Here is a 13,120-nt window from a genome sequence, read left to right on the forward strand (position 1 = left end):
AACCCCTAAGGCGTCACGTGCCAGCTTGGCCCCGGCGCGGACACGCGGCCGGGACGCTCGCCCTCAGATGTAGGTCGATGCCAGGGCCGGCGAGCCTTCGAGGGCATGGGCGAGCACTTCCAGGCCGTGCGTGATCTGCTGCCGGGTCGAGGGGCCGCCGAGGCAGAGCCGCACGGCCTCCGGCGGCGTCCCGGCCACGCAGAAGGGATCGCTGCCGACCACGCCGAGCCCGGCCGAACGGCCCTGGCTGGCGAAGGCCGCGCGCGTCCATCCCTCCGGCAGGGTGATCCAGACATGGAAGCCGTGCGGATCGGCGGTGTAGGTCCCGGCCGGAAGGAGCGAGGCCGCAATGCGCTGGCGGGCGGCCGATTCCTCGCGGACGAACTGCACCACCGCGTCCGCCGTGCCATCCATGATCCAGCGCGTCGCCAGCGCGGTGGCGATCGGCGAGGCCATGACGGTCGCGGTCCGCAGCGCGCCCGCGAGCGGCAGAACGGACCGGGCGCTCGGGGCGACGAGGAAGGCCAGACGAAGCCCGGCGCCGAGGCATTTGGCCAAGCCTGCCACGTAGTACGTGATCTCGGGAGCGAGTTCGGCGAAGCTCGGTGGCGGAGCCGGGCAGAGGCGGGCGTAGGCGTCGTCCTCGATGATGCTGACGGCATAGCGCCGCGCCACCGCGATGACCGCCTGCCGCCGCGCGAGCGACAAGGTGGCGGTGGTCGGGTTCTGCAGCAGCGGGTTCAGATAGATGGCTCTCGGGGCGACCTTGGTGCAGACCGCCGCGAATGCATCGGGATCGACCCCGTGGCGGTCCATGGGCAGGTCGACGAGGCGCAATCCGAGATGGGCCGCGAGCGCGCGGATACCGGGATAGGTGATCCGCTCGGCGCAGATCGTGTCCCCCGGCCGGGCTACCTGACCCAGCACGCTGAACAGGGCGCTGTGCGCACCGGGGCAGATCAGCAGGCGCTCCCGCGTCGTGTCGATCCCGCGGCCGTTCAGCCAGCGCAGGGCCGCTTCCTTGTCCTCGTCGGTCCCGCCGAAGCCCTGATAGCGCAGCAGGTTGATGAGGTCGCCGGAGAGATCGGCGAGCGAGGCCTGCATGCGCGCCCGCAGGGCGGGTGCATCGGGCTCCGGAGGCAGGTTCATGGTGAAGTCGACCGGCCCGATCCGCGCCGCGCCGACGGGGCTGCCCGGACGGGTGGAGCGGGCGGGGTCGACCACGAAGGTCCCCTGGCCGACGCGCCCCTCGATGAGGCCGCGCTTGTGCGCGGCGACGTAGCCGCGGGAAACCGTGGTGAAGTTCAGGTCGAGCGCCTCGGCCAGCGCCCGCTGGGTCGGCAGGCGCGTGCCCGGCGTCAACCGGCCGGTCCGGATGTCGTCGGCCAGGGCCTCCGCAATGGCGAGGTAGTGCGGCTTGCCCCACCGTTTGAGGTCCGGTCTCCAGGCGCCGCTCATCCCGACCTGAGGGCCGGGGCGCCCATCGTACTCCGTCGCCGCCATCCGCTCCGCGTCCGCTCCATCAACATGCGATCAATACGCGATTGTATGGCTAGCAAGCGTCGTACCGACGTGTCCCCTGAAGCAAGCAGGCCCTCGACATCCATACAATGCCAGCAATTATCGCGCAGAGAACGTGCATCGGATGATTACGGAATACGCACGATATGCTTCGTGATGGATCTGCGTTTAGGAAAAAGGTTATAAGCATGCCGATTAGCTTGATCGGATAATTGTATGCATCATACTCTAGCGTATTGATGGCACCATTGATCGTCGGAGCATTGGCACACCGCTTGCCATGAAGGACCCGTGACCGTTCGCAGCCCCACCTGTCGCGGTCTCATCCTTCAAGGAGCGAGAGACATGCCTGCCGTGAACCGCGAGCCCCACAAGAAGGGCGATTTCCTGGTCGATTACGAGGAGAAGGTCTTCGAGGATGTGAAGGCGGAGCCGGGCCAGAAGGCGCTGGTCACCTTCCACACCGTCGCCTTCGAGGGCTCCATCGGCCTCGTGAACCTGCTCCAGGCGACCCGACTCCAGCGGAAGGGCTTCGACACCTCCATCCTGCTCTACGGCCCCGGCATCACGCTCGGCGTCCAGCGCGGCTTCCCGCGTCTCGGCGACGAGGCCTTCCCGGGGCACCTGAACTTCAACAACCAGCTCGAGAAGTTCATGGCCGAGGGGGGCAAGGTCTATGCCTGCCGGTTCTCGACCCAGGCCCTCTACGGCCACGGCGAAGCGGCCTTCATCGAGGGGATCCGCATGATCAACCCCCTCGACGTCCTCGACTGCATCCTCCTGCACAAGCGCGACAACGCGGTGATCATCGACACCTGGACGGTCTGACGCCCGCGCCTCGCATCCGGCGGCGGCCCGATGCCGCCGCCACAGCCGGAGGATCATCCATGTCGGACAACCGGATCGTGCGGGCTGCCGCCGTCCAGATCGCGCCGGACCTCGACCGGCCGGACGGCACTCTGGAGCGCGTGCTCAATGCCATCGCCGAGGCGGCTGCCAAGGGTGCGCGGTTCATGGTCTTCCCCGAGACCTTCGTGCCCTACTACCCCTATTTCTCGTTCGTCCTTCCCCCCGCGATGCAGGGCGCGGAGCATCTGAAGCTCTACGAGCGGGCGCCCACCGTCCCGGGCCCGCTGACGCAGGCGGTCGCCGCGGCCGCCCGCCGTCACGGCGCCGTGGTGGTGCTGGGCGTGAACGAGCGCGATCACGGTTCGCTCTACAACACGCAGCTCGTCTTCGACGCCGACGGCAGCCTCAAGCTCAAGCGCCGCAAGATCACCCCGACCTATCACGAGCGCATGATCTGGGGTCAGGGCGACGGCGCCGGCCTCGACGTGGTCGAGACGGCGGTCGGCCGCGTCGGCGCGCTGGCCTGCTGGGAGCACTACAACCCACTGGCCCGCTACGCCCTCATGGCGCGCCACGAGGAGATCCACGCCGCCCAGTTTCCCGGTTCGCTGGTGGGTCAGATCTTCGCCGACCAGATGGAGGTGACGATCCGCCACCACGCCCTGGAGGCGGCCTGCTTCGTGGTCAACGCCACCGGCTGGCTGACCGACGCGCAGGTGGCGCAGGTCTGTCCCGACGAGCGCCTGCGCGGCGCCTGCCGCGGCGGCAACTGCACCGCCATCGTCACGCCGGAGGGCCGGCATCTCGCCGATCCCCTCGGCCCCGGCGAGGGCATCCTGATCGCCGATATGGATCTCGCGCTCGTGACCAAGCGCAAGCGCATGATGGATTCGGTCGGCCACTACGCGCGCCCCGAACTCCTCAGTCTCGTCCACGACGACCGCCCGGCCTCGTTCGTGCACCGGCCGATCCGTTCTCAGTCCGCTTCCCGGAGCCTCGACCATGAGCAGTTCTCCGCTTCCGACGAGCCATCCGCCGGCGGCGTCGGTCCCGACGGGTTTGATCGGGATGCCGACGGAGCGCCTGATCAACGCGTTGCAGTCCTACGGCGTTAGGCTGGCCGACAGCCGCGCCGGCGCGCCGAGCCGCCGCGGCGGGGCCGGACCCTCGGACCACAAGGCGATGACCATCGCCGGCCGCACCGTGATGGTCCCGGTCCATACCGAGAGCGCCTTCGACTCGCCCTTCCTCGTGCGCCGCCCGGACGCGAACGGTGTCGCGGTGATCGAGCATGACGGCGTGGTGATCGGGCGGGCCACCTTTCCGGGCAAGCCGCGCTTCTACGCGCTCTCGACCTTCGACGGGGTGCCCTATTCCAAGATCGCCGTGCTGCACGGGCGCGACGTGCTCGCCACCACCGTGCTGCAGACCTGCATCCGCTACCAGAGCCGCACCAAGACCTGCCAGTTCTGCTCCATCGGTCAGTCGCTGGCGGCCGGCCGCACCGTGGCCCACAAGAGCCCGGAGCAACTCGCCGAGGTGGCCCGCGCCGCGGTGCTCCTCGACGGCGTCAAGCACATGGTGATGACCACGGGCACGCCGAACGCCACCGACCGGGGCGCCGCCGTGCTGTGCGAGAGCGCCTTCGCGGTGAAGGCGGCGGTCGATCTGCCGATCCAGGCGCAGTGCGAGCCGCCGGACGACGACCGCTGGTTCGGGCGCATGAAGGCGTCCGGCATCGACGCCCTCGGCATGCATCTCGAAGCTGTCACCCCGGAGGTCCGCGCCCGGATCATGCCCGGCAAGGCGAGCGTCCCGCTGGAGCGCTACCAAGCGGCCTTCGAGGCCGCCGTGCCGGTCTTCGGGCGGGGCCAGGTCTCGACCTACATCCTAGCCGGTCTCGGCGACACGCCCGAGGCCATCCTGGCGATGGCCGAGCGCTTGATCGCAATCGGCGTCTATCCCTTCGTGGTGCCCTTCGTGCCGATCTCGGGCACGCCGCTGGAGAGCCACCCGACGCCTTCACCGGCCTTCATGCATGCCATCCTCGAGCCGCTCGCGGCCATGCTGGCCGGCGCGGATCTGCGCTCGACCGACATCAAGGCCGGCTGCGGACGCTGCGGCGCCTGTTCGGCGCTCTCCACCTACGAGCGTGCGGGGGGCGCGGCCTGATGTTCGATCCCGTCCCGCCGTATCGGCCGAGCCATTTCCGCGTGAAGTTCGCGGTCGCACCATGGGAGCGACGGGCCTGCGCCGCCCTGCGTCGCCACGTCTTCTGCGCGGAGCAGGGTCTCTTCGAGGGCGACGATCGGGACGCCATCGACGCGCAGGCCATTCCGATCTGCGCCCTCTCGACGCTCGGCGGCGATACCGACGCCGTCGTCGGCACCGTGCGCATCCACGCGGTCGCGGAACGCCCCGGCGAGTGGTGGGGCTCACGCCTCGCCGTCGAGCGGTCCTTCCGCGGCACGGCCGCGCTCGGCGCCGGGCTGATCCAGGTCGCCGTCGCCTCGGCCCATGCCCGCGGCTGCACGCGATTCCTGGCCCACGTCCAGGCGCAGAACGCGCCGCTGTTCCGGACCCTGCACTGGGCGAGCCTTGCCGAACTGGACCTGCACGGACGCCCGCATCACCTGATGCAGGCGGATCTTGCGGCCTATCCGCCGATGCACGATCCCGAGCACGGGCTCGTCACCCTCGCCAAGGCCGCGTGATGACGGTCGCCCTCGACATCCCGGCGCTCGCCCGTCAGATCCGCGACGCCCGCGGCCTCGCGCACAAGCGCGACATCGACGCCGTGATCGCACGGCTCGGGCTCGGCAGCCGCCGGAGCACCGTGCCGGTCGGGGACGACTGCGCCGCGATCCCCGACGGTGACGGCCACCTGCTCTTCGCCATCGAAGGCTTCCTCGACAGCTTCGTCGCCGCCGACCCGTATTTCGCCGGCTATTGCGGGATCATGGTCAACCTCAGCGACGTCGCCGCCATGGGCGGGCGCCCGCTCGCGGTGGTCGATGCCCTCTGGAGCCGGGACCCGGCTTCGGCCGATCCGATCCTGGCGGGCCTGTCCGATGCCGCCGCGCTTTACGGTGTCCCGGTCGTCGGCGGCCACACCAACACCCGCGCCGAGACCGGCAATCTCGCCGTCGCCGTGCTCGGCCGCGCGGGCCCCCGCCTTCTGACGAGCTTCGACGCCGCGCCGGGCGACGACCTCGTCGCCGCCATCGACCTGCGCGGGCGCTTCCGCGATCCGCATCCCTACTGGGACGCCTCGACCGGCGCGCCGGGGGAGCGCCTGCGCGGCGACCTCGCACTGCTGCCGGGACTGGCCGAGGACGGCTTGGTCCGCGCTGCCAAGGACATCAGCATGGCCGGCGTCGTCGGAACGGCATTGATGCTGCTCGAATGCTCCAAGGTCGGCGGCCTCATCGACCTCGACGCCATTCCGAGGCCGGACCATGCTCCGCTCGCACGTTGGCTGACCGCCTTCCCGAGCTTCGGCTATCTCCTCAGCGTGCGTCCCGACCGGACGGCGGCGGTCTGCGCGCGCTTTTCCGAGCGTGGCATCGCGGCATCCCGGATCGGCAGCCTCGATGCCGGCCGGGTCGCTCGGGTCCGGGGCGGCGCGGGCGTTGAGGCCGTGGTCTGGGACTTTGCAGCCGGCCCGCTCATCGGCTGCGGCCGGGACGACGCGGGGACGAGCGCGTGACAGCTCTGCGCATCGCCATCCTGACCCACTCCACCAATCCGCGCGGCGGCGTCGCCCATTGCCTCGCCCTGGCCGAGGCCTTGTGCACCCTCGGCCACGAGGCGGTGGTCCACGCGCCCGATCCCACCGGCGCCGGCTTCTTCCGGGATGCGGCCTGTCCGACGGTCCCGGTGGCCGCCCGGTCGGTCGGCGGCACCACGGTCGACCTCGTGCGAACGCGCATCAACGACTACCTGCGCCATTTCGCGACGCCGGCCGCCTGCGACTTCGACCTGTTCCATGCCCATGACGGGATCGGTGGCAACGCGCTGGCGACCTTGAAACACCGGCGGCTGATCCCGGGCTTCGTGCGCACGGTCCACCACGTCGACCGCTTCGCCGAACCATTGCTTGCCGAGTGGCAGGACCGCTCGATCCGCGAGGCCGCGCGCCTGCTCTGCGTCAGCCGTTCCTGGGCCGATTGGATCGCGGACGACCTCGGGACGCGGGCCGACATCGTGGGGAACGGGGTCGACCTGTCGGTCTATCGCTGGGAGCCGACCGAGGCGGATGCGGTCCTGCGGGCACGGTGGGGCCTCGGCGCGGGGCCGGTGATCCTCTGCGTCGGCGGCTTCGAAGCGCGCAAGAACACCCTCGGCATCGTCCAGGCGTTCGCGCGCCTACGGGCGTACCACCCGGCGGCGCAGTTGGTCGTCGCCGGCGGCGCCTCGCTGCTCGACCACAGCGCGTACCGCGCCCGCTGCCGGGCCGCCCTCGCGGCGCACGGTCTCGCCGTCGGGGCCGGCGAGGCCGTGATCGAGACCGGTCCCGTTCCCCAGGGCGACATGCCGGCGCTCTACCGGATCGCGGATGTCCTGGCCTTCCCTTCGTGGACGGAGGGTTTCGGCTTGTGCGTGCTGGAGGCGATGGCCTGCGGCACGCCCACGATCGTCTCCCGGCAACCGCCCTTTACCGAGTACCTGGAGGACTCCGACGCCCTGTTCGTCGATCCGGCCGACCCCGACGCCATCGCCGGGTCCATGGCCGCGGCCCTGGCGGCGGACACCCGCGCCCGACTGCGGGCAGCCGGTCGCGTGCGGGCCGCCGCCCATTCCTGGCGCGCCTGCGCCGCGCGCCACCTCGATGCCTACGCGGCCTGTGCCCGCACCCGACAGGAGTCGATCCATGCCTGAAATGCGCTTCCATGTCCGCTGGCCCGACGGCCGGCGCGAAGCCTGCTACTCGCCCTCTCTCGTCGTGAAGGACTACCTCACCCCCGGCGCGAGCTACGCCGTCGACGAGTTCGTCGAAAAGACCCGCACGGCCCTGCACATCGCGAGCGAGCGGGTGCGCGAGAAGTACGGCTTCGCCTGCTCTTCGGCCCTCGATCAGCTCGCCCGGATCGAGGCCGCGGCCGAGAGGCAGGCGCCCGGCGGCCGGGTCACCGTCGAGACCTTCGAGCCCTGAGCCCGCACGCCTTCCCGCAGTATCACGGAGTGAGCGCCATGACGTCCGAGCCCCGTCACGTTCCGGTTGCCGTCGTGGGCGGCGGCCAAGCCGGCCTCTCGGTCAGTTACCACCTCAAGCAGCGCGGCATCGATCATCTCGTCTTCGAGAAGCGGTCCGCCGCGCATAGCTGGGAGACACAGCGCTGGGACACGTTCTGCCTCGTCACCCCCAATTGGCAGTGCGACCTGCCGGGCCATCCGTATGACGGGCCGGAGCCCGACGGCTTCATGCAGAAGGATGAGATCGTCGCCTATCTCAAGGCGTTCGTGACCAAGGTGAATCCGCCGATCCGCGAGGGCGTCGCGGTGACGCGGGTCGCACGACGCGACGACGGCCTGTTCTCAGTCGAGACCTCGGAGGGCGACTACACCGCCGACGAGATCGTCGTCGCCTCCGGCGGCTATCACACCCCGATCATCCCGCGCATGGCCGAGAGGCTGCCGGGGTCGATCACGCAGATCCATTCGAACCAGTACCGTAACCCGGCCCAATTGCCCGCGGGCGAGGTGCTGGTGGTCGGCTCCGGCCAGTCCGGCGCGCAGATCGCCGAGGACCTGCACTTGGCCGGCCGCCCGGTGCACCTCGCGGTGGGCGATGCGCCCCGCTGCGCCCGGTTCTACCGCGGCCGCGACGTCGTCACGTGGCTGGCCGACATGGGCTATTACGAGATGACGGTCGATGACCATCCGCTGCGCGACGGTGTCCGCGACAACACCAATCATTACGTGACGGGCCGCGACGGCGGACGCGACATCGACCTGCGCCGTTTCGCGAGCGAGGGCATGAGGCTCTACGGCGTTCTGGAGGATTACCGGGACGGCTCGCTGCACTTCCGCGACGGCCTGAAGCGCTCGCTCGATCAAGCCGATCGGACCTACAACGGCATCAACGCGGCCATCGACAAATACATTGCCGAGAACGGCATCGATGCCCCGGCGCAGGCGCATTATACGCCCGTCTGGGAGCCCGGCGAGCCGGTCACCCGCCTCGCCCTCGCGGAGACCGGCATCACCAGCGTCGTCTGGTGCATCGGTTTCACGCCCGATTTCCGCTGGCTCGACGCCTCCGTCTTCAACGGCGCGGGGAGCCCGAAGCACAGGCGGGGCGTCACGAGCGAGGAAGGCGTCTACTTCATCGGTTTGCCCTGGCTGAACACCTGGGGATCCGGCCGGTTCGGAGCGGTCGGACGCGATGCCGAATACGTCGTGCAGGTGATTCAGAAACGCCTCAGCGCCGAGCGGTTCGTGCTGAAGCGCGCGGTCTGACCCGGCCGACGCTCGGCCACGGATGCCGAAGGTCCTGTCCGGCCGTTCGGCTCCGTCGAGGCTCGGGACGAAGCCGCTCGGAGCCTGCGCATCCGTTGCATCGGAAAGACCGCAGGCGTGGTGCAAGCCGTTTGAATCGCTCCGGCCAATGAGACACCCGCCTTGTCATGGAAAGGGCGGGTGGAACTGACCGTGGCGAGGGATGAAATTCATTACCCGAAATGGGGACTCTCATCCCTCTCGCAGCCGGCGCTGTGCTTCAGGCGGGACACGGTCTGCACAGGTGCCGCTTCGTTCCCATCGGTCCGCCCTCGTCCTGGCACGAAAGCCACACCTCGGGGCCGACCACCTCAATGGGGGAGAGTCGATCGCAGTGATGGCCGCTCTTGCCGCCACTTCAGATAGGCCTGGTAGATCTCATCCTTCCCGGCCGGTCGCTGGGGTTGTGACTGGAAGAACCGGTCCAGATCCGGCTGGGCCTCGGCCTCCTGCTCCTTGTGGCGGTCGAGCCATTCCTGCGCCGGCCGGAAGCGCCGCCAGCCCTTCACCGAGGCCGCGAGATTGACCTCCCGCCATTTCGGGTGCCGCGGCGGAGCCAGGAACTTGTCGAACTTGCCGAAGAAGGCGTCGACGAACCGGACCAGCTTCTCATAGCGCGGAGACCCCTTCGGACTGTTGTAGACCCCGAGGACCGTGCCGACCGCGACCGTCTCCACCGCCTCGTCGCCGACAAACTTCGGATAATCGTTCCGTGTCAGGGTCGCCGGGACATAGGCTTCGTTCATCGTGTCCGGGTACGGCGCCGCCACGAAGTGGAAGCGCTCACCCGGATCGAAGCTCGCGATGAAAGCCACCGGCTTGGCCGCCACCGAGACGACAGCCTCGATCTCGCCGTTGCGCAGCATCTCGAGGGCGGTGGGCTGATCGACGTTGATCCCCTCCACAGCGACGCCGAGTTCGCGGAACATGGCCCGGCCGCTGTAATCGGTGCCGCTGCCCTTGACGTCGAAGCTGATCCGCTTGCCCGCGAGATCGCTGATGGTCCGGACCGATTTCGGCGCGATGATATGCATCTCATCGTTGAACAGCTTGGCGATGTAATGGATCTGCTGTTCGATGTTCTTCAGGCGCTTGTCTTGCCGCAACTGATCCAGGGTATCGGTGCGAACGAAACCCAGATCGACACCCTTCAGGAAACGGATGTCGTAGGCGTTCTCGCCCGCTCCCTTGCCGAGAATCGGCAGGATCCGAAGGCGATCGCCGTCATCCAGTACGAAGGCGAACTCGGCACCGACGCGGAAGTAGGTTCCGCCGGGCGTACCGGTCACCACCGTGACGGTGTTGGCGTTCATGCGCTCGCCGAGCGCGGCTTCCGTGGCGGGGCCGGTTTCAACTGGTGCGGAGTCTGGCGCGCCCGCAACTGGGTCGCTCGCGCATGCCATCAAGGCGATCCCGAGAAAGGCAGCGTATTGGGCAAGCCTCGACATGTGCGTGTCCCCCGGTGGTCGTCGGACCTTCTTCAAGGCGTCCCGTCAGCGGCCCGACGTGGCGAGCAGCCGCTCATCCGTCCGGTTCTGACCCGCGGCCTTCGCGTACAGGCTTCTGGCGAGATCCGGATCGGCCCGCAGGCCCCGCACATTCCAGCGCCGCAGCATGTCCGGATCCCAGGTCTGTGCGAGGAGGAAGGTCGCGTTCGATGCGTTGCGCGCCTGTGCACGCTCCAGCAGAAGTCGAGCCCCGCTGATATCGCCGAGCCGTATCAGGCCCCTGGCGCGCTCCACCAGAGGGTCCACCCGAGGCGTCGGCCGTGCTGTATCCGCGGAACGTGGGAGCCGCGCGGACGCGTTTTCAGCGGCCAGCTTTTCCTCTGTGAGCACGGGCGATGCCGGGCGATCGATCTCCGCCGTGTTCGTGAGAGCTGTGCCAGGGGCCGACGGCACCACGACAGCCTCGACCGTGGCGGATGTATCGGGCGTCGCAGCGTCGGCGACGATCTGACGGGGCGACGCTGTTCCGGGGATGGCAACTGCAGGGTTTTCGGGGCTGGGCGGCTTCTCGCCCGCGGCAATGGTCCGCTCAGGAGCCTCGGAGCGGAAACTCACATTGACAAGGCTCGTCGCGACATTGGTCTTCCCAGCGGACGCCGCAGTCCAGATCGCCGCAATGGCGAGGGAGAAGCGGTTCTCGCGCTCGTCGCTCTGCGAGATCTTGATGTTCGGGAGATCCCACGCCTTGATGTCGACGTCCCCGGTGTCGTCCAATGGCGAGAACGTGTTGTTCGAGTCGCTGATCGTCACACCTCGAGGCAGGCCGAGAAGGAGGATGGACTCGACAGAAATTGCGCCTGTACGGACAAGCTTTATTTCCAGGGGAAGCGGGGTGCCGAGCTTCCCCGAGACATCGTGCGTCGAAAAGAAGAGATCAGATGTCTCGCCTTGACCGGGATCCGCATCGCTTCTGCTGCCGGGCGTAGCAGTGTCGGCCAGAGGCTGACCGTCCGCGACTTGTGCAGTTGCCGGCAGTGAAAGACAGCTCAACGCAACAAGTGCTGCTAGCGCCAGCGTGTTGCCAAGCCTATTCGTGCGATGCGCTTCCATCGGATGCAATCCTTGTCAGGCGCGTTTCCGCTAGAGAGCAGCTTCGTATGCAGTACTCCGGCGTTTCTGTCAATTAATCTCGCTTAATCTGTGCCCAAAACGTGTCGGCAATTTTGACGAATTCATGCACATCCCGAGCGATGTCGATGCGGGATGTCATGATGCGGCCGGAATGCGTTCCGGTTCACCGCTGCTGCCGGTCACTTCTCTGCCCGTTCGCACCGTTCGACCCAACGGGTGCAATCGAGCCGGCCTTCGCATCGGAGGTACCCCGCCCGGCTCAGCCGCGGCGGGGCTTCTCGCGCATGCGAGGTATTGCTTGAAGTGGTGCCGGCGCCATGCATCGAGCGCCCAGGGCTGCCTGCGCCGTAATCGAGAGCGATCACCGAGACCGCATCGACCGATCACAGACGGACCGCATCAGCCCCCGCCCTGATGTCGGACGAGGCAACGCCGACGACGGACACGGTCACTGCGCAGGCGGCGTCCGTGCGGTCAGCTTGTTCCCGGTCGGGTCGCGGAGATAAGCGACGAATGAGCCGTTCGGACGCTCAACGGGCGGGCTCTCGATCGCGGTGCCCCCATGCGCAAGTCCGGCTCGATGCCAAGCGAGAACATGCTCGCGGCTCGCTGCTGCGATACCGATCGTCCCGCCGTTGGCCGCGGTCGCCGGCTTGCCGTCGATGGGCTTCGTGATCATCAGCCGGCCGCCTTCGTGGGAGTAGATCAGCCGGCCTCGGGCATCCATCTCACCGGGCTGGCCTCCCAGAGCGGCAAATGTGGCATCGTAGAAGCTCCGAGCCTGCTCCAAGTCGTTGCTGCCGATCATGATGTGCGTGAACATCGTCGCTCTCCTAAGAACAGGCCACACAAACAAATCGTGGCGTAGCGTCGGACCGGGCTGGTGCTGTTTGCATACGCGTATCTCAGGGTCCACCAGACGACTGCGTCCGCTACGAACGTCGCGGCGGGAAACGTCTAGCCTCGGAACGGTGCCGACGGGCGGCTGAAGGGATTTGAGCGACGTGTGGCCTCCGGGAGCGCGACCGCTTCCTGCGCAAGCCCGCTGTGCCGGCTGGCGACGATGCCGCGACCTGAGCCCTGATCGCTTTGGCAGCCGCGTAGGGGTCTACGGCTATCGCCGTGTCGCTGCGTGTTCGTAAGCTCGCGGGTGGGCGAGGACCGGTGCCAGCGCGTCTTGCGGCGTGAGGCGTCCAAGGTCCGACAGACGCATCGGCAGCGGCGATGCTCGGCGTCCTTACGCCGGTCTCGGCGTGGTGCTTCGTGTGGTGGGCGGATAGGGTTCGGACGAGCGGTGCCATCGCAACGAGGCCGGAAACGGCCGGCACCGCGAGCCACCACTGTGCTCCGTCCCTGTCGCACGGAGCAGCCAATGCCGGGTCATTACCCGCGGTGACACCACCGGACGCGCCGCAGCGTACCGCAGAGCACGCCGATAGGGATTTCGGGCATAGAAAAACCCGCCAAGTCATGGACCGAGCGGGTGAAATAAGTGGTAGCGAGGGAGGGATTTGAACCCCCGACACAAGGATTATGATTCCTCTGCTCTAACCAGCTGAGCTACCCCGCCACGCTCGCCGACGACGCCGTGGCGTCGTCCGCTGGGCGGCGATATAGGGAGAAGGGCGCGGGGGTGTCAACGGTCTGTTGCGATCCCCCGCACAGGTTCT

Annotated in this window: 12 protein-coding genes and 1 tRNA gene; 8 read left to right on the forward strand and 5 right to left on the reverse strand. The window is 68.3% G+C overall.

Annotation, left to right across the window (positions count from 1 at the left end; genetic code table 11):
- Positions 1-63: 63 nt before the first annotated feature.
- Positions 64-1,503 carry an aminotransferase-like domain-containing protein gene (locus HNR51_RS06990; RefSeq protein ID WP_373325208.1) on the reverse strand — a complete coding sequence of 480 codons (1,440 nt, stop codon included), beginning with the start codon at positions 1,501-1,503 and terminating at the stop codon, positions 64-66.
- A 363-nt stretch (positions 1,504-1,866) separates the two neighbouring features.
- Between HNR51_RS06990 and HNR51_RS06995 the strand changes: the two genes are divergently transcribed.
- From HNR51_RS06995 to HNR51_RS07030, 8 genes are read left to right on the forward strand one after another with little or no spacing between them, the layout of a single operon-like run.
- Positions 1,867-2,349 carry an MSMEG_0572/Sll0783 family nitrogen starvation response protein gene (locus HNR51_RS06995; RefSeq protein ID WP_012452016.1) on the forward strand — a complete coding sequence of 161 codons (483 nt, stop codon included), beginning with the start codon at positions 1,867-1,869 and terminating at the stop codon, positions 2,347-2,349.
- Positions 2,350-2,408: 59 nt separating this feature from the next.
- Positions 2,409-3,485: a Nit6803 family nitrilase gene (locus HNR51_RS07000; RefSeq protein WP_182554437.1), complete on the forward strand. Its 1,077-nt coding sequence runs from the start codon at positions 2,409-2,411 to the stop codon at positions 3,483-3,485.
- Positions 3,439-4,542 carry an MSMEG_0568 family radical SAM protein gene (locus HNR51_RS07005; protein ID WP_182554438.1) on the forward strand — a complete coding sequence of 368 codons (1,104 nt, stop codon included), beginning with the start codon at positions 3,439-3,441 and terminating at the stop codon, positions 4,540-4,542. The genes HNR51_RS07000 and HNR51_RS07005 overlap by 47 nt, the downstream gene beginning before the upstream one ends.
- Positions 4,542-5,084: an MSMEG_0567/Sll0786 family nitrogen starvation N-acetyltransferase gene (locus HNR51_RS07010; RefSeq protein ID WP_373325209.1), complete on the forward strand. Its 543-nt coding sequence runs from the start codon at positions 4,542-4,544 to the stop codon at positions 5,082-5,084. The genes HNR51_RS07005 and HNR51_RS07010 overlap by 1 nt, the downstream gene beginning before the upstream one ends.
- Positions 5,084-6,079, forward strand: coding sequence for a sll0787 family AIR synthase-like protein (locus HNR51_RS07015; protein ID WP_182554439.1), 996 nt, complete (start codon positions 5,084-5,086; stop codon positions 6,077-6,079). Before HNR51_RS07010 ends, HNR51_RS07015 begins: the two co-directional genes overlap by 1 nt.
- Positions 6,076-7,251, forward strand: a complete 1,176-nt coding sequence (locus HNR51_RS07020) for an MSMEG_0565 family glycosyltransferase (RefSeq protein ID WP_182554440.1) — start codon at positions 6,076-6,078, stop codon at positions 7,249-7,251. The genes HNR51_RS07015 and HNR51_RS07020 overlap by 4 nt, the downstream gene beginning before the upstream one ends.
- Entirely contained in the window at positions 7,244-7,525 is a 282-nt protein-coding gene (locus HNR51_RS07025) for an MSMEG_0570 family nitrogen starvation response protein (protein WP_182554441.1), read from the forward strand. The genes HNR51_RS07020 and HNR51_RS07025 overlap by 8 nt, the downstream gene beginning before the upstream one ends.
- 38 nt (positions 7,526-7,563) lie before the next feature.
- Positions 7,564-8,832, forward strand: coding sequence for an MSMEG_0569 family flavin-dependent oxidoreductase (locus HNR51_RS07030; RefSeq protein WP_182554442.1), 1,269 nt, complete (start codon positions 7,564-7,566; stop codon positions 8,830-8,832).
- 350 nt (positions 8,833-9,182) lie between these two features.
- Here the strand turns inward: HNR51_RS07030 and HNR51_RS07035 are convergent, their stop codons facing one another.
- From HNR51_RS07035 to HNR51_RS07050, 4 genes are all read right to left on the reverse strand, one after another.
- The gene (locus tag HNR51_RS07035) at positions 9,183-10,319 is read right to left on the reverse strand and encodes a TAXI family TRAP transporter solute-binding subunit (protein WP_182554443.1); all 1,137 of its coding nucleotides are present in this window, start codon (positions 10,317-10,319) and stop codon (positions 9,183-9,185) included.
- Between the two features lie 45 nt (positions 10,320-10,364).
- Positions 10,365-11,429, reverse strand: a complete 1,065-nt coding sequence (locus HNR51_RS07040; protein ID WP_182554444.1) for a hypothetical protein — start codon at positions 11,427-11,429, stop codon at positions 10,365-10,367.
- Between the two features lie 469 nt (positions 11,430-11,898).
- Complete coding sequence (locus HNR51_RS07045) at positions 11,899-12,273, reverse strand: VOC family protein (protein WP_182554445.1); 375 nt, start codon at positions 12,271-12,273, stop codon at positions 11,899-11,901.
- A 670-nt stretch (positions 12,274-12,943) separates the two neighbouring features.
- Positions 12,944-13,020 (reverse strand) — tRNA-Met (locus HNR51_RS07050).
- Positions 13,021-13,120: the final 100 nt, after the last annotated feature.

This window comes from Methylorubrum thiocyanatum (genome assembly GCA_014138645.1).
Taxonomy (GTDB): domain Bacteria; phylum Pseudomonadota; class Alphaproteobacteria; order Rhizobiales; family Beijerinckiaceae; genus Methylobacterium; species Methylobacterium thiocyanatum.